At 42.0% G+C, this 17,754-nt stretch carries 13 protein-coding genes and 1 other RNA gene; 4 read left to right on the top strand and 10 right to left on the bottom strand.

The genetic code is table 11. The annotated features are described in order from the left end of the window. Window positions 1-133 precede the first annotated feature (133 nt). From gcvP to QQK05_RS07100, 7 genes are all read right to left on the bottom strand, one after another. The gene (gene gcvP / locus QQK05_RS07070) at window positions 134-3,034 is read right to left on the bottom strand and encodes an aminomethyl-transferring glycine dehydrogenase (protein WP_284297007.1); all 2,901 of its coding nucleotides are present in this window, start codon (window positions 3,032-3,034) and stop codon (window positions 134-136) included. Window positions 3,035-3,192: 158 nt separating this feature from the next. Then, window positions 3,193-3,582, bottom strand: coding sequence for a glycine cleavage system protein GcvH (gcvH, locus tag QQK05_RS07075; RefSeq protein ID WP_284297010.1), 390 nt, complete (start codon window positions 3,580-3,582; stop codon window positions 3,193-3,195). Between the two features lie 132 nt (window positions 3,583-3,714). Continuing rightward, window positions 3,715-4,800: a glycine cleavage system aminomethyltransferase GcvT gene (gene gcvT / locus QQK05_RS07080; RefSeq protein ID WP_284297012.1), complete on the bottom strand. Its 1,086-nt coding sequence runs from the start codon at window positions 4,798-4,800 to the stop codon at window positions 3,715-3,717. Between the two features lie 240 nt (window positions 4,801-5,040). Continuing rightward, window positions 5,041-6,270, bottom strand: coding sequence for an FAD-dependent monooxygenase (locus QQK05_RS07085; RefSeq protein WP_284297014.1), 1,230 nt, complete (start codon window positions 6,268-6,270; stop codon window positions 5,041-5,043). 20 nt (window positions 6,271-6,290) lie between these two features. Next, window positions 6,291-7,487 (bottom strand): 2-octaprenyl-6-methoxyphenyl hydroxylase, encoded by a 1,197-nt coding sequence (gene ubiH, locus QQK05_RS07090; RefSeq protein ID WP_284297016.1) that lies wholly within the window; start codon window positions 7,485-7,487, stop codon window positions 6,291-6,293. A gap of 9 nt (window positions 7,488-7,496) precedes the next feature. After that, window positions 7,497-8,822 (bottom strand): Xaa-Pro aminopeptidase, encoded by a 1,326-nt coding sequence (gene pepP, locus QQK05_RS07095; RefSeq protein ID WP_284297201.1) that lies wholly within the window; start codon window positions 8,820-8,822, stop codon window positions 7,497-7,499. 15 nt (window positions 8,823-8,837) lie between these two features. After that, a complete protein-coding gene (locus QQK05_RS07100; RefSeq protein ID WP_284297018.1) occupies window positions 8,838-9,407 on the bottom strand; it encodes a UPF0149 family protein in 570 nt (189 codons plus the stop codon). Window positions 9,408-9,596: 189 nt separating this feature from the next. Between QQK05_RS07100 and QQK05_RS07105 the strand changes: the two genes are divergently transcribed. From QQK05_RS07105 to metK, 4 genes are all read left to right on the top strand, one after another. Then, a complete protein-coding gene (locus tag QQK05_RS07105) occupies window positions 9,597-9,908 on the top strand; it encodes a cell division protein ZapA (protein WP_284297021.1) in 312 nt (103 codons plus the stop codon). Window positions 9,909-10,044: 136 nt separating this feature from the next. Continuing rightward, window positions 10,045-10,226, top strand: a non-coding RNA gene (gene ssrS / locus QQK05_RS07110) — 6S RNA. Between the two features lie 81 nt (window positions 10,227-10,307). After that, window positions 10,308-11,144: a glutamate racemase gene (gene murI / locus QQK05_RS07115; protein ID WP_284297023.1), complete on the top strand. Its 837-nt coding sequence runs from the start codon at window positions 10,308-10,310 to the stop codon at window positions 11,142-11,144. Between the two features lie 144 nt (window positions 11,145-11,288). Further along, the gene (gene metK, locus QQK05_RS07120) at window positions 11,289-12,476 is read left to right on the top strand and encodes a methionine adenosyltransferase (protein ID WP_284297025.1); all 1,188 of its coding nucleotides are present in this window, start codon (window positions 11,289-11,291) and stop codon (window positions 12,474-12,476) included. 12 nt (window positions 12,477-12,488) lie between these two features. Here the strand turns inward: metK and QQK05_RS07125 are convergent, their stop codons facing one another. The 3 genes from QQK05_RS07125 to QQK05_RS07135 all read right to left on the bottom strand — a co-directional run bounded on the left by QQK05_RS07125 (window position 12,489) and on the right by QQK05_RS07135 (window position 17,724). After that, complete coding sequence (locus tag QQK05_RS07125) at window positions 12,489-13,256, bottom strand: substrate-binding periplasmic protein (RefSeq protein WP_284297027.1); 768 nt, start codon at window positions 13,254-13,256, stop codon at window positions 12,489-12,491. Window positions 13,257-13,410: 154 nt separating this feature from the next. Further along, window positions 13,411-16,521, bottom strand: coding sequence for an efflux RND transporter permease subunit (locus tag QQK05_RS07130; RefSeq protein ID WP_284297029.1), 3,111 nt, complete (start codon window positions 16,519-16,521; stop codon window positions 13,411-13,413). 9 nt (window positions 16,522-16,530) lie between these two features. Continuing rightward, complete coding sequence (locus QQK05_RS07135) at window positions 16,531-17,724, bottom strand: efflux RND transporter periplasmic adaptor subunit (protein ID WP_284297031.1); 1,194 nt, start codon at window positions 17,722-17,724, stop codon at window positions 16,531-16,533. Between the last annotated feature and the right edge of the window lie 30 nt (window positions 17,725-17,754).

The raw sequence follows: 17,754 nt of genomic DNA on the forward strand, positions 1-17,754 counted from the left end.
AAAAAAGGTGAGCTAATTTGCTCACCTTTTAAATATTCAGACAATCTGATCTAACTAGTTTCCATGTACATTTGCGGTTTCCAAGTACATTTGTTCAGTTTCCAATTAGATCTGTCGTGATCATAACTTGATATTAGTCTTTGTATGTATCCGTTGAAGGACATGAACAAACTAAGTTACGGTCACCGTATACGTCGTCGATACGGTTCACTGTTGGCCAGAACTTGTTAGCTGCAGCAGCTGGTACTGGGAATACCGCTTCAGCGATTGAGTAGCCACGTGTCCACTCATCAGTAATGTCTGCCATTGTGTGTGGTGCATGGCTTAATGGGTTATCTTCTAAGCTCCATGTGCCCTGCTCTACCTTGCGAATTTCTTCACGAATACAAACCATTGCTTCAATGAAACGGTCGATTTCAACTTTGCTTTCAGACTCAGTTGGCTCAATCATTAATGTGCCAGCAACTGGGAATGACATTGTTGGTGCGTGGAAACCGTAGTCCATTAAACGCTTAGCTACGTCCATTTCAGTGATACCTGAAATTTCTTTTAACGGACGTAAGTCAACAATACATTCGTGCGCTACACGGCCATTGTTACCCGTGTATAAAATTGGGTAGTGTTGGCTTAACTTGTGCGCTAAGTAGTTAGCGTTAGTAATTGCGTATTTCGTTGAATCCGTTACACCTTGCTTACCTAACATTGCGATGTAAAGGTAAGAGATACATAAAATACCTGCACTACCCCATGGCGCTGCTGATACCGCTTCGTTACCTTGTGTTGACTCGTCAACGTTAATTAACGGGTGATCTGGTAAGAATGGCGCTAAGTGTGCTTTAACACCAATTGGACCCATACCTGGGCCGCCACCACCGTGTGGAATAGCGAATGTTTTGTGTAAGTTTAAGTGAGATACGTCTGCACCAATGTAGCCTGGTGAAGTAATACCTACTTGCGCGTTCATGTTTGCGCCGTCTAAGTATACTTGACCGCCGTTTTCATGAACGATGTCACAAATATCTTTGATTGTTTCTTCGTATACACCGTGAGTAGACGGGTATGTGATCATGATACAAGATAAGTTTTCACGCAGTTCTTCAGCTTTCGCTTTTAAGTCTGCCATGTCAACATTACCGCTCTTGTCACAGTCTACAACCACAACTTTCATACCAACCATTTGCGCAGACGCAGGATTAGTACCGTGTGCAGAAGAAGGAATTAAACAAATGTTACGGTGCGCATCACCACGGCTTTCGTGGTACTTATGAATTGCGATAAGACCTGCGTACTCACCTTGTGCACCTGAGTTAGGTTGCATTGAGATGTTGTCGTAACCTGTTAACTCAACTAACCATTTGCCAAGCTCGTCAATCATTTGCTTGTAACCTTGTGCTTGGTCCATTGGTGCAAATGGGTGCATGTTAGCAAATTCAGGCCATGATACAGGGATCATCTGAGCCGTTGCATTAAGCTTCATCGTACATGAGCCTAATGAAATCATTGAGTGGTTTAATGCTAAATCTTTTGTTTCTAAACGCTTAATGTAGCGAAGCATTTCTGTTTCACTGTGGTACGAGTTAAATACTTCGTGCGTTAAGAAGTCTGATTGACGTTGTAAGTCAGCTGGAATTGAAGAGTGACCACAGTCAACAATCTTCGCATCTAATTCCGCTACGTCTAAACCGTGGCCTTCGCCAAGTAATACGTCGAATAATACCGCTACGTCTTCACGTGTTGTTGTTTCGTCAAACGATATGCTGATTTGACCTTCAACGTCGGTACGTAAGTTCATGCTGTTTGCTAATGCACGTGCAACAATCTCTTCTTTATTGTCAACAGCAAACGTTAATGTGTCGAAGTAGTTAGCGTGAACGGCTGTTAAACCTTTCGTTGCTGTACCTAAACAAGCGATGTCTGCTAAACGGTGAATACGGTTAGCAATTGTTTTTAAGCCATCTGGACCGTGGTAAACCGCGTAGAACGCCGCCATGTTTGCTAATAATACTTGCGCAGTACAAATGTTTGAGTTCGCTTTTTCACGACGAATGTGTTGCTCACGTGTTTGCATTGCCATACGTAATGCGTTGTTACCGCGCGTATCTTTAGATACACCGATAATACGACCAGGCATTGAACGCTTGTACTTGTCAGACGTTGTGAAGAATGCCGCGTGAGGACCACCGTACCCCATTGGAACACCAAAGCGTTGTGATGAACCAATTACTACGTCAGCACCTAATTTACCTGGCGCTTCTAGTAAAATTAAGCTCATGATATCAGCCGCTACTGCAATGATACCTTTTTTCGCGTGAACCGCTTCAATTGTTGGGCGAATATCGCGTACTTCACCTGTTGCAGATGGGTACTGAATTAATGCACCGAAAACGTCATGGTTTTCAATCTCAGAAACTGGCGCAACAACCACGTCAAAACCGAAGAATTCAGCACGGTTTTTCACAACAGAAATAGTTTGTGGGTATACGTCGTCAGCAATGAAGTATGTGTTGCACTTCTTGTTTTTTGATACACGTTTCGCTAAAGCCATTGCTTCTGCAGCCGCTGTACCTTCGTCAAGTAATGACGCTGACGCTAGGTCTAAACCCGTTAGGTCTAAACACATTTGCTGGTAGTTTAATAATGACTCTAAACGACCTTGTGCAATTTCAGGCTGGTATGGCGTGTACGCTGTGTACCAACCTGGATTTTCTAATACGTTACGTAAAATTACGTTCGGCGTTAATGTGCCGTAGTAACCTAAACCAATGAATGATTTGTTTACTTTGTTAAGGCTAGCAACTGCTTTTAAGTCAGCTAATGCTTTAACTTCAGTTTTACTTTCTTCAATCGCTGGCAATTGCGATAAACGAATGTTTTGAGGAACAATTTCATCAATTAATGCATCAACAGATTCAGCGCCAATGTCATTCAACATAGCTTGAGTTTGCGCTTCGTCTGGGCCAATGTGGCGACGAATAAAGTCTTGAGTTTGCTCTAATTGTGCTAAAGACAATGAGCTGTGCGATTGAGTAGTCATAAAACAACAATACCTAAATATAAGCAATAAATTGGTTTATGGTTTTTGTTTGAGGCTAGTGTAGATTGCTAACCGTAAACTAAAACCATGCTTTAACTAAAGCATTAAAAAAATAAGCCCCGTAAGTATCCTTACGAGGCTTTAAATCTGGTCGGCGATTAATCTTCGTCGATAGAGTTTGCGTAACCTTCAGCGTCAAGTAAGCTTTCTAACTCACCTGCGTCTTCAAGTTTAATTTTGAACATCCAACCGTCACCAAACGCGTCAGAGTTAACTAACTCTGGAGAGTCTTCTAAGTCTTCGTTCACTTCAACAATTTCACCTGCAACTGGTGCGTAGATGTCTGAAGCTGCCTTTACAGACTCAGCTACAGCAACGTCGTCGCCAGTGCTTACGCTTTCACCAACTTCTGGTAACTCAACAAATACCATGTCACCTAATAATTCTTGTGCATGCTCTGTAATACCTACAGTTACGATGCCGTCACCTTCGTTACGTACCCACTCGTGTGACGTTGCGTATTTTAATTCTGAAGGAATGTTACTCATTTTTATGTTCCTAATTTTGACAGTTTTTAAAATTTTTATAATCTAGTTAGCAATCTACATCATGAATATAGAGCATCTGCCAACTTAATCAATAATCTTTTTGCTAAAAGCGTTGACGTTAATCAAGTAATCTTAAAGTACTGATTTACCGTTACGTACGAAGCTTGGCTTCACTACAGTCACTTTTACTAATTTTTTACGCATTTCAACTTCAACCGTATCACCTACTTTTACCGCACGTGGTACACGCGCCATTGCAATTGAGTGACCTAATGTTGGAGAGAATGTACCTGACGTGATAACACCTTCACCTTCAGGTGTAACAACTTTTAAGCCGCCACGTAATACGCCTTTTTCTTCAAGGACTAAACCAACTAATTTTGGCTCTGTACCGGCAGCGCGTTTTTCAGCTAAAACCGCTTTACCGTTAAAGTCACGCTCTTCATCCCAAACGATCGTCCAAGCCATGTTTGCCGCTAATGGTGTCACTGACTCGTCCATATCTTGGCCGTATAAGTTCATGCCTGCTTCTAAACGTAATGTGTCACGAGCACCTAAACCACAAGGCTTAACGCCTGCGTCTAATAATTTCTGCCAGAAGTCAGCCGCAATGTCGCTTGGTAATGCGATTTCGTAACCAGCTTCACCTGTGTAGCCAGTTGTTGCGATGAATAAGTCGCCTGCTTGTGCACTAAAGAATGGCTTCATGCCTTCAACAGCTGCTAATTGCTCGTCGTTTAATAACGTAGCAACTTTTGCTTTTGCTTGTGGACCTTGTACAGCGATCATCGCGTACTCTGGACGCTCTGTAATCGTTACGTCAAAGCTTTGTGCTTGTTCGTTGATCCAAGCTAAGTCTTTTTCACGTGTTGCTGAGTTAACAACTAAGCGGTACTGCGTGTCAGTGAAGAAATAAATGATTAAGTCATCAATTACACCACCTTCAGCATTACACATACCTGTGTAAAGTGCTTTACCAGCAACGTCTAATTTTGCCACGTCGTTGATCACTAGCTTGCGTAAAAATGCTTTTGCATCGCTACCGTCAACATCAACAATCGTCATATGTGAAACGTCGAACATACCAGCTTCTTGACGAACAGCATGGTGCTCTTCAATTTGAGAACCATAGTTAATCGGCATATCCCAGCCGTAGAAATCAACCATTTTAGCGCCTGCTTCAAGGTGCTTTGCATGTAAAACTGTTTTATTTGACATCAGTCGTTCCACTTTGTGTTGTTGTATATTTGGTTTAAAGCCTAGTCTAAATTGAATTAAATTCTTAACTCATCTTAGTGACTTTTTATCGTGCGAAAGATTATAACGATGCAATAAATGGGGATCAATCAATAACGAGTAATTTACAAATAAAAAACCACTTAATTAAATTCTTCCGAAGAATATTTAAAATAAGCGGTTTTTATAAAATAATATTTGGCTTTTTAGCGGTTTTTACAATTAGCTAACAGCCCATTTTTCTGACTGTTTGGTCAAGGTAGGCATATGAGATTTCTCACCTAACGCTTGTTTGATCATTAATTGTTTTGCTGGTTTTATTTGATTCAAAATATCTAAACCAAACCCACGCAATGTTTGTAATGGTAATGGTAAAGGTGAAAACACTTGTTTAATCGCTTCCATCGCGCTGATCATTTCAATCGCATCGTTTTTACGCCAACGTGCGAATGCTTTTAATGCAACGTGCGCATCAATGTCAGTAAGCTGGTTGCTGTTCACTAAGTCGGCAAAGCTATCGGCTAATGCTACTGCGTCAATAATACCGAGATTAACGCCTTGGCCCGCCAGCGGGTGAATGGTATGTGCCGCATCACCAATTAAGATCGCGCGATCTTTGATAAAGTCTCGAGCTAAACGCATCTTTAACGGGTAACTATAACGCTGACTCGCTAAGGTTAACTGGCCTAATTTACCGTCGCTTGCCGCGGTGATTTCTTTACCGAACTCTTCAGCAGCTAAGCCTTGTAAACGCTCAGCATCGTTAGGGTTTGTTGACCACACAATAGAGTAACTGCCTTCTTCGTATAACGGCAAAAAGGCTAATGGACCTGTCGGTAAAAAGACCTGCCAAGCGGTTGGTTTTAGTGCTTGTTCAGTTTTCACCGTTGCAACTAACGCGTGGTGATCATAATCCCTGAAGGTTAATGGCATATCTAACTGGCTTCGTAACCACGAATTAGCGCCGTCTGCACCAATAATAAAGCTAGCGACAATTGGCATTTGTCCTTCAAAGCTAGCAAACACCTCATTTTCACCAACGCCAATCGACGCAATTTTTTGATTAATAAACGCAATGCCAGAATCTTGTTGGGCTTTTTGCCATAACGCTGTGCGAATAACGTTGTTTTCGATAATCGCGCCAAGGTTGTCTTTATTTACATCGTCTGCGTCAAAATCGAGTTTACCGCCAGCCGATTTATCCCAAATATGCATCGCTTGGTATGGCTTATGGCGCAAGTTAGTGATCAACGACCACACATCCAAGTTCTTAAAGACTTGCTCACTGGCTTGGTTAATGGCACTCACACGTACGTCAGGCTCTGCCGTTAACTCGTTAGGTGAAGTATCATCAACAATGGCAACCGATAGGTTTGATAGCTTTCTCACAGCCAGTGCCAGCGTTAAGCCAACCATGCCACCACCAACAATTAATAAATCGTACTTTTGCATCTTCGACGTCTTGTGTTTCGTTAATAACCCATCGTTTTAGCAACGAAAGGTTGTTTAATACAGTTAAAGTAATTGAGCGCTTTTAGGCCAATATTTCGACCAGCAATTAATGGCGGTAACTCATTCGAGAATAAAGTCACTAAGGAGTCAGTTAAACCAATCACCTGCTGATGATCTTGTCGCCTTTTCGCTTGATAGTGTTGTAGCAAACTTAACGAGCCAATGTCTTGATCATTATCAATAGCTGCGCCAATCATCTGCGCTAAATCTTTGGTGTCTCGAAGTCCTAGGTTAAATCCTTGGCCCGCGATTGGATGAATCGTATGCGACGCATTGCCCACTAATATAGTGCGATGATAAACCTGCTCATTCGCTTGAATTAAATTCAGTGGGTAAATAAATCGCTGGCCTACTTGCGTGATCTCACCCAGCCAACCACCAAACGCTTCATATAGCGCTTGCTTAAATTCAACATCATTTAACTGAGAAATCGTTTGCGCTTGCTCTGGGTTTAATGTCCATACCAAAGAGCACCTATCTTTAGACAGCGGCAGCATGGCCAATGGACCATTCGGTGTGAACCGTTCAAACGCGACATTTTGATGTTTCTTTGCCGTACTGACGTTAGCGATAACGGCCGATTGTTGGTATGACTTTGACGTGGTATCAATACCTGCTGACTGACGAACAACAGAATGGCCACCGTCACAACCCAAGAGAAGTTTCGCCGTGATTGAGGTTTGATTATCTAACGTGATTGACACCTGCTGCGCTTGGTAGTCAACCTGCTCAATAGATTGCGGGCAAAACCAGGTAATATTGTCGTACTGACTCAGCTCTTGATGTATCGCTTTACCAATCAACGCCATTTCAATGACGACGCCAAGGGCAGAGACATTATGCTCATGAGCATAAATACGTGCTTTACCGTAATTGCCTTTGTCAGAAATATGAATCGTTTCAATCGGTGTTGCAGCAGATTTCATATGCTGCCAAACATCTAGCTCAGCAAGGTAACTCACACTTTGATGAGAAAGCGCGAGCACGCGATCATCAAAGTTTAAGCTTGGCGTGTTATTAATCGGTGCATTTTCTACTATCGCAATGCTGAGCCTTTTTGTAGGCTCTTGAGTCAACTGCGATAAACTCAATGCGGTTAGCGCGCCAGACAAGCCACCGCCTGAGATTACAATATCGAACGCGCTTGTTGTTGCCATAATACTCGCCTATTTACCTTCCGCCATTAATGCTTCAATCGCCTCAATCGTTTTAGGCACACCTAATGAGAAATTCTCAAAGCCCGTTTCAGTGACCACTACGTTATCTTCGATTCGAATACCAATACCTCGGTATTTTTCATCTACTTCAGCGTCTAATGGAATGTATAAACCTGGCTCTATTGTCATGATCATACCCGGTTCAAACGCTCGGTTTTGGCGTCGATCTTCGTCGATGTCGTAATCACCCACGTCATGAACATCCAATCCTAACCAGTGGCCTAAACCGTGGATAAAGTATTTTTTACAGGCCTTTTCTTCCATTAAGGTGTCAAAGTCGCCCGTTAAAATACCCAGCTCTAGTAAACCTTTGGTCAATACTTGGTGAACAATATCGTTAAGTTCAGCGAAGCTTACCCCTGGTTTGATAGCGTCAATCGAAGCAATTTGCGCGTCGAGTACTAATTGATAAATCTCTTTTTGCGCCGGAGTAAACTTACCGTTTACTGGGAATGTGCGTGTGATATCAGCGGCGTAGCCTTCTAATTCGCCACCAGCATCAATTAAAAGTAACTCATTGTCATTTAATGCTTCGCTGTTATCGGTGTAATGCAAAATATTAGCATTATCGCCACCAGCGACAATTGAGCCATACGCAGGATGACGAGCACCGTTGAAGGCAAATTCATGATGAATTTCCGCTTCAATTTGGTATTCAAACATGCCCACTTTACAGCTTCTCATTGCACGTACATGTGCATTAGCTGAGATGTCATTTGCTTTGCGCATCACGTCTAATTCAGCGCTTGATTTAATCAGTCGCATTTCCGCTAACATGCTTGAGCAATCAATTAATTGGCTTGGCGCTTTATCACCTGCTTTGACACCTGACTTAACTTGGCTCAACCAATCAAAAATTTGTGCGTCAAAGCCGTCGTTTTCATTATGAATCGTATATAAAGACGACTTGTGCTTGAGCATTTCGATCACTTCTTCGTCAACATGCTCTAACGTGAAGGTTTGATCAAATGCATACGTTTCTTTTGCTAATTCTGCACCAACACGGCGACCATGCCACACTTCTTGTAACGGATCTTTATCGCGACAGAATAAAGTCGATTGTCCCTGGCCTAAGGCATTTTTCACCAAGACCAATAGTGCTTCAGGCTCGTTAAAGCCCGTTAAGTAAAAGAAATTTTTGTTTTGGCAAAATGGAAATTCAGTGTCATTACTGCGTGTTACTTCTTCACCTGCACAGAAAATAGCAATGGAGTTAAGCTCCATTTGGTCAATAAAGCAGGCTCTACGAGCAACAAATTCTTGTACATCAATCAACATAATTAACTCTTATTAATGTAATGTTTTATTCGGGCTTTTTTGTTCTGGTGCGCTACCTAATTCTGAAAAAATTAATAGCGACGATATACGTACATACTCTTCAATTTCAAAAAAAGCTTGCTCGCCCTCTTCATCTTCGTCAACTTCTGTTGATAAATTGGCAATTTCAGCAAAATCTGCAATCACTTCTTTAACTTCTTCAGACGCGATATCAGATTTTTGATGTTGCATACCAAAACCTAAGTTAAAGCCTTGTACCCAATGTCCTAATCCGGCACTACGTTGGGCAAGCGATTCGTCATCGTCTGGTAGTAATAAGCTAAAACCGTACGAATCGTCTAATAATTTTTGCCAGATCTCGCTGTATACAGACTGCAAGCTTGATGTCAGTGTGGCACTAAATTTTTCGCCGTTATTAAATGCATCAGCAAGTAAGTCTAAGTAACTTGCTTCATCAAATTCATAACCAGCAGAAATTAACCCCGTTAAAAAGCCATGAAGCTCACTGGCATGAGCAATAACATCTTGGGTAGAAATAACAGATTGAAGGGTGGAAAAATCAATTGCGTGTGCTGAACTCATAGTCAACTTCTTTCTTTTGAAAAATTGGCACTATCCTACACTTATTCATGCCTTGGGGCTAGAATTATCATGTTAACCTATTGCATAGTTTTTGCTGCCTCGTTATAGTGCACTATTAACGGTAACATTCCGTTTTTCTTCGGTTTATTTAGCTAACTTTACCCAATTTCGTATAAAGAATAATCAATAATGAAATCACAGTGCTTAGAAGTTGAAATCGCTGGTAAAAAATTAAAGATAGCTTGCCCTGTTGGCGAAGAGTCTGCGCTTTTAAAATCTGCCCAAGATTTAACCAGTCGTTTGGAAAAAGCTCAACAATCTAACCCAACCGCGAAAACTGAAAATCTTCTTCTAATGATCGCCTTAAACTTAACCAATGAGCTAATCTCATTAAAAGCTGAAATGGTGCAAGAACGCGTTGACACACAAGAAAAAATTGCCTTGTTACAGTCAACTATCGAGCAAGCGATCAACGATTCTCAAAATAAAAAAGCAGGTTAATTCGTTAACCGTTTGACAGCTTTTTGAGCAAAATGAATCGTTTGCCTACTTCTTAGATAATTTTTGTCTAGCGAATAATCGATTGGTTACAATTATTAGTTTTCATGGCTTGTACATCGGCTATAATAGCTGTCAGAGCCTCTCGAAATTCTCGTGTGTTGACTATGTCCCCGAGCCGATAAGTTTTACCTAAGGAATTTCAGCTTTTGCTATTGAGCATGCTCGACTCGTATCGAGAAGCCTACGGTGAATGCGCAAGTTCCGCCTTGAACCACGGTGTTCAAGGGCTAACGTTAGCTGCGGTGTTTTGGGAGCGCTCCATAAATTCTCTTCTGATTGCTTTACATCTTTATCAAAAAACCATATAACTCCCAGTGTTATTAACACTGATCATGCCGTATGTCTGAACTAAAACCTGTAATTGTTCCCGCTCAACACGAATTACCAATTGGTATATTCGATTCTGGCATTGGTGGACTTTCAATTGCGCAATCGATCAAGCAAGAATTACCCAATGAGCATTTCATTTATGTCGCCGATAATTTAAATGCGCCTTACGGGGAAAAAAGCGATCAGTTCATTCGACAACGTGTTATCGAGATTGGTGAGTTTTTATCTGCGCATCCCGTAAAAGCGATTGTTGTTGCCTGCAATACGGCTACCGTTACCGCAATCAGTGCGTTAAGAGAAACACTTTCTATTCCGATTATTGGTGTTGAGCCAGCCATAAAACCTGCGGCAAGTAATAGCCTCAATAAAAAAGTTGGCGTACTAGTTACGCAAGCAACCGCGAGTACTCAGCGTTTACATGATTTAATTCACACCCATGCAACAGGTGCTGACATTTATATTCAGCCATGTCCTGGTTTAGTCGAATCAATCGAAAAACTAGGAGATCATCGCGCCGAAATAGATGATTTGCTTAAAGGCTACATGCAAGGATTTATTGAAGAACAAGTTGATACCGTTGTTTTAGGCTGCACCCATTACCCGTTAATTCGTTCATTAATTGAGAAGAATCTTCCGGCGCATGTTGACGTTATCGATACGGCAAAACCGGTAACAGCACAACTTGCTCGAAAGCTTTCCGAACACCATTTATTAGCCACTACTTCCAATAGTGATCTAGACGATGTGTTTTACACGTCAGCTTGTAATCACACCTTAGCGAAAAAGATAGAAGAGTTGTGGCAACATTCAGCAAATGTGCTTCCGCTCGTCTGCGATCCTTCATAAAGATCCGTCATTAGAAATCATTTAGCCGTCTAGACGTAAAAAAGCTAGTAAAAAATTAATTATGGCGTTAGAATTGCAGAAAATTTTGACCATACTTAGACATCTGTACGTATACACGTGCAATTTGTTACTGAATGAGGTTTTATGACAACTCACTTATTTACTTCAGAATCTGTATCTGAAGGTCATCCAGATAAAATTGCTGATCAAATTTCTGATGCAGTATTAGATGCTATTATTGCCGAAGATAAGTTCGCGCGTGTAGCCTGTGAAACTATGGTTAAAACAGGTGTTGCGATTATTTCAGGTGAAATTACAACTGAAGCTTGGGTTGATTTAGAAAAGATCACTCGTAAAGTTATCACGGACATCGGCTACACTTCATCTGAAGTTGGTTTCGACGGTGATACATGTGGCATCATGAACTTAATTGGTCAACAATCACCTGAGATTGCTCAAGGTGTTGACCGTGCTAAGCCAGAAGAGCAAGGCGCAGGCGACCAAGGGTTAATGTTTGGTTATGCAACCAATGAAACTCCTTCATTAATGCCAGCTCCACTATACTACTCTCACCGCTTAGTTGAGCGTCAAGCTGAAATGCGTAAGCAAGGGATTTTACCGTGGTTACGTCCAGACGCTAAGTCACAAGTAACGTTCGTATACGAAGACGACAAGCCTGTAGCGATCGACGCTGTTGTATTATCAACACAGCACAACCCTGACATTTCTCAAGAAATGCTTCATGAAGCTGTGATGGAAAACATCATCAAGCATGTATTACCAGAAGAGTTACTAACGGAAAACACCAAGTACTTTATTAACCCAACAGGTAAGTTTGTTATCGGTGGTCCGGTAGGCGATTGTGGTTTAACAGGTCGTAAGATTATTGTTGATACCTACGGTGGTATGGCTCGTCACGGTGGTGGTGCTTTCTCTGGTAAAGATCCTTCGAAAGTTGACCGTAGTGCGGCATATGCTGGCCGTTACGTGGCAAAAAATATCGTTGCCGCTGGTTTAGCTGACCGTTGTGAAATCCAAGTGTCATACGCTATCGGTGTTGCTGAGCCAACATCAATTTCAGTTGAGACATTCGGCACAGGTAAAGTGACAAACGAAAAGCTAGTTGAACTCGTTCGCGAGCATTTCGACTTACGTCCATACGGCATTACTAAGATGCTTGATTTATTACACCCAATGTACCGCGAAACAGCGGCATATGGTCACTTTGGTCGTGAACCGTATGAAATGACGGTTGGTAATGACACGTTTACCGCCTTCTCATGGGAGAAAACGGACAAAGCTGACGCATTACGAGCAGCGGCTGGTTTATAAACCAACATGATCTTAAGAAGGGGAGCGATTAGCTCCCTTTTTTTTCGCCATATGACGGTCGATATACCGTTGTATATCACCGTTGTCTTTTAGCTGTTTTATATGTTTATCAAGCAGTTCCTTTTCTTTAGTCAGCGCTTTTCGCAAAATAATATTCAATGGCACAACCGTAATCGGCTGTGGTGACTGATAGACTGTCTCATTGATAAAAAACGCGGAGTTAATCAAGTTCTTTGCATTAAACTCATTCATCACAGCATAGTCGCAACGTTGCTTAAATAGCATACGGAACATAGTGAGGTGGCTTGATGAATCTACCCGGTATAACCGCTTTTTATCGATATAGGGCTGTAAGGTTGGATAAACAAAGCCTTTTCTCATGCATATGTATTCCTGCACATCGGGGCTTGATAATGAAAAGTCAGCTGGGAAAGGGTTAGGACTGTATAGAAAACTTCGATGCTCTAACAAGGGTATTGTTGCGATCAGTTTATCTGGCTGAGACAACCAATGCTCACTGAGCATAATCATATCAGCAACCCCTTGATACATATATCCTTCACTGCGTTTTCTGCTGTTTGAGATATAGGTTACCTTTAACTGGTCGCTATCAATTAATGGTTGCAAAATATCAGGGATCACACCTTTGTAGGCTTCACTTTGTTCATCAAAATACAAATAGGGTGCTGAGCCAGGGTAGTTAACAATAAACTTTAGTGGCTTAGATGCATTAGCGTAAAGTGTGACTAGCCCTAATAACATGATAACAATTACTCTCATGTCACTAATCTTCTCTTATAAAAATTATTAAACATTTATTATTGAGTATAGAACAAGCTAATCTTGGCTAAGTAAATTCATCAGTTAATAAAATTTAGTTATAAAAAAAGCGTGTTAAAAACACGCTTTTTCGATTCAGTATGTCGCCATCTTGCTAGGCTTGTTCAACGCCTTTGACTTTCTCTCGCATGCGTTGTACCAACATATAGAAATATGGAATCAACAAGGTGCCAAAGATAGTGGCCGCCATCATCCCGGCAAGTACAGTCAAACCAAGAGATACACGGCTACCTGCACCAGCACCTGTTGCAAAGACAAGTGGTAATACACCAAGAACAAACGAGAACGCCGTCATTAATACCGCACGAAAACGTAATTTAGCGGCGTTAAGAGCAGCATCCATAATGGATTGCCCTTCAGCACGAAGCTCCATCGCAAATTCAACAATCAAAATCGCTGTCTTCGTTGATAAACCAATCAACAGCACCAGACCAACTTGTGCATAAATGTTGTTTGCCATACCCACAGTATATAGCGCTAGCATTGCACCAAATATCGCAAGCGGTACGGCCGCAATAACCGAAAATGGAATCGTCCAGCTTTCGTATTGCGCAACTAAGAACAAGTACACGAAGATTATAGCTAAACCGAATAGCACAGGCGCTAAGTTACCCGCTTCAATTTCTTGCTTCGACTGCCCTGCCCACTCAAAGACATAACCTTGCGGTAACTGTCCTGCCAACTCTTCCATCACTTCAATCGCATCGCCTGAAGCAAAGCCAGGTGCTGCTTGACCTGTGATACTTGCACTACGATATAAGTTAAAGTGATTAATGGTTGTTGGTCCAAGAATCGGTTTTAAGTTTGCTAACGTAGTCAGTGGCACCATTTCACCATCTTGGTTACGTACGTAATAATGGCGTAAGTCGCTCGGCTCTTTCCTGAACTCAGTTTCAGCCTGAATACTTACCTTGTACGTTCGACCAAATTGGCTAAAGTCATTGATGTATAACGAGCCCAGCTGCGCTTGTAACGTTAAGAAGATATCTGATAACGCAACACCTTGTGCTTTCGCTTTGTTACGGTCAACTTCTAAGAAGTATTGCGGCACATTTGCACGATACGTACTAAACACCTGCGTTAATTCAGGACGTTGGTTCGCTTCATAAATTAGACCATTCATTACTTGAGCTAAGGACGCAGGGTCGCGACCTTCACTGTCTTGTAACTTAAATTCAAAACCTGAACTATTACCCAATCCAGGGATTGGTGGTGGGTTGAAGACCATGATCTGGGCGTCAGGCATTGACCATAACTGTCCCATCAAGCGAGGAATAATTTGACGTAACCCAAGCTCAGGCGTAATTCTGTCTTCCCAGTCTTTCAGGAGTATAATAGCCAATGCATTGTTTGAACCCGCGCCACCTAATAAAGACGAACCGGCTACTGTGATAACATCATCAACGGCTGGGTCATTTTTAAGTATCGGCGTGATTTTTTCTAACACATCTTCAGTTCTGTTTTTCGATGCTGCATCGGGTAGTTGAATATCAACAAACAAATAGCCCTGATCTTCACCCGGTACGAATGCCGTTGGCACTTCTTTCGATAACCAGCCTGTTGCAAAAAACACAGTCACAACAATCACACCAACGCCTGCTGTGCGTTTTAATAAAAAGCCAACCGCATTAGTGTATTTGCCAGTTAAGCCGTTTAGCATGCGTTCAAATGGCTGCAACCAGCCAATCGGTTTCATGTGTTTTTCACTCAATAACACTGAACACAATGCCGGGCTTAGCGTTAATGCATTTAATGATGAAATCAGTACAGCAAATGAAATTGTCACCGAGAACTGTTTGTAAAGCTCACCTGTAATGCCTGGCATAAAACCAACAGGAACGAATACAGCAAGTAATACGAGCGTCGTGGCGATAATTGGCCCACCAACCTGCTTCATCGCCTTACTCACTGCCTCTTTAATCGGTAGTTTTTCTTCTTTGAGTAGCCGCTCGACGTTTTCTATAACAATAATCGCATCGTCAACCACGATACCTATTGCCAATACAAGACCGAACAAGGTAATGGTGTTGATCGTGTATCCCATCGCCAACATGAAGGCGAATGTACCAATCAGTGATACAGGTATTGCCAATGATGGGATTATCGTTGCACGCCAGTTTTGTAGGAATAGGAATACCACGAGTATTACTAACGCGACGGCCTGAAATAAGGTCACGATAACTTCATCTATCGAACGAATGATAAATTCAGTGGTATCAAATGGAACAACGTAATTAACACCATCAGGAAATCGCGTTGATAGCTTTTCCATTTCAGCTTTAACTAAGCTTGCAACTTCCGTCGCGTTTGCGCCAGGTAACTGATAGATAACTAAGAATGCCGTTTCTTGGCCATTTAATTTGGCACTAATTGAGTAGTTCTCAGAGCCTAGTTCAATACGACCAATGTCAGATAGCCTAATAAAACTACCGTTTTTACGAGCGCGAATAACAGTTTCGCCAAACTCTTCAGGTGTTTTTAAGCGACCTTTTGCTTGGATAGTGTATTCAAATTGCTGGTTCGGTAACGCTGGAGAAGACCCCAGTTTACCCGCCGCAACAATTAAGTTCTGCTCTTGTAACGCTTGTTGTACTTCGGTAATTGTGACACCCAATGATGTCATTCGACTTGGGTTCAACCAGATACGCATGCTGTAGGTCATTTCACCCATGACTTCAGCACTAGCAACGCCCTTGATACGCCCTAACGGTTCAACAAGGTAGTTTGTTGCGTAGTTACTTAAAAATAACTGATCAATACCCTCTTGGTCGCTATATAAGTTGACACCCAAAAGCATTGAGCTCGATTTTTTCTTAACGTTAACACCTTGGCGTGTCACTTCACTGGGTAAGGAACTCGTCGCCAGTGAGACACGGTTTTGCACGTTAACTTGCGCAATATCTGAGTCGGTGCCTACTTTGAAGTACACGGTAATATTTGCCGAGCCATTGTTATTGGCAGAAGACTCGATATACATCATGTCTTCTACACCATTAACCTGCTCTTCAATTGGCCGTATGACCGACTCCTCCACAACTTGGGCACTTGCGCCTGGATAAACGGCAGTGATTTGAACTTGCGGTGGTGCAATTTCTGGGTACATGTTTACTGGCAACATAAACATTGCCAATAAACCCGCTATCGATATGACAATCGATATAACAAAGGCAAACTTGGGCCTTTCAATAAAGGTTTGACTAATCATTGGTCACCTCTATTGTGCATTAGTTTGCGGTGCAGAAATGGTACCAGTAACAACATCTACGGCTTTCAGCACAGGGTTAACCACAACACCAGGGCGTACTTTTTGTAGCCCTTCAATGATCACTTGCTCATTCGTCGTTAAACCTGACTCTACAACCCACATCGCATTAACACGACGGCCAAGCTGAACAATGCGTTGTGTTACCGTATTGTTCTCATCGACGACAAGGACAAATTTACCTTGCTGATTTTCTTGCACTGCCGCCTGTGGAACGTACGCCATTTGCTCTTTTTTAACACTTTCAATAATTAGGTTAACAAACAAGCCAGGTAAGATTACGCCGCTAGAATTTGGGAACTTAGCGCGCAAAGCAACGGTACCAGTGCCTTCATCAATTTTGATGTCAGCATAATCAAGTTCACCTTTTTCTGGGTAGATAGTATTGTTTGGTAACACTAAAGAAATATCAATTTGACCTTCACGTTGGCCTTGATTACGGGCTTGCATATGCGTTACGTAGTCACTTTCTTTCACTTGAAAGTTTACGTAGATTGGGTCAGTAACGGTTAACGTCGCTAAGCTGCCACTTTGTGGACCAACAACGTTACCAACGTTAAAGTTTACTTTACCAATTCGGCCATCGAAAGGTGCGACAATCTTGGTATAGCTTAAATTTAATTCGGCTTTTTCAAGCGCGGCTTGAGCAACAGAAACAGCTGATTTAGCTTGCGACTCTTCCGTCGTTAATTTGTCGTAATCAGATTGTGAAATGTAACCATCACCAATCAAATCATTCGCACGCTTTAAGTTTCGTACGGCATTGTCATAACCAGATTCACGGCTATCAACGTCTGCTTTTGCTTGCTCGTATGAGGCTTGATAAGCACTTGGGTCAATCTTAAGTAGCACATCGCCTTTTAATACGCGGCTACCTTCTCTAAACGATTTTTCGATCAACTCACCTTCAACACGAGCAATTAGCTCTGCTTCTTTGAATGCCTCAGTTCGGGCAACAAACTCATGATGTTCGCCAACAGCAATTTGTTTAACTTGATAAACCGATACAGCCGGTGGCGGTGGCGCAGCTTTTTGTTCTGCCTCGTCGCTACATGCGCTAACTAATGCAAGTAAACCTAACGACATGCTAATTTTGGCTAAACCGCCAAACTTTGTTTTATTATTTGAAAGTAATTGTTTTAACATCAATATGTTCCCTACTGAACCATGAAGTGG

This window comes from Thalassotalea loyana, from assembly GCF_030161435.1.
Classification (GTDB): Bacteria; Pseudomonadota; Gammaproteobacteria; order Enterobacterales; family Alteromonadaceae; genus Thalassotalea_G; species Thalassotalea_G loyana.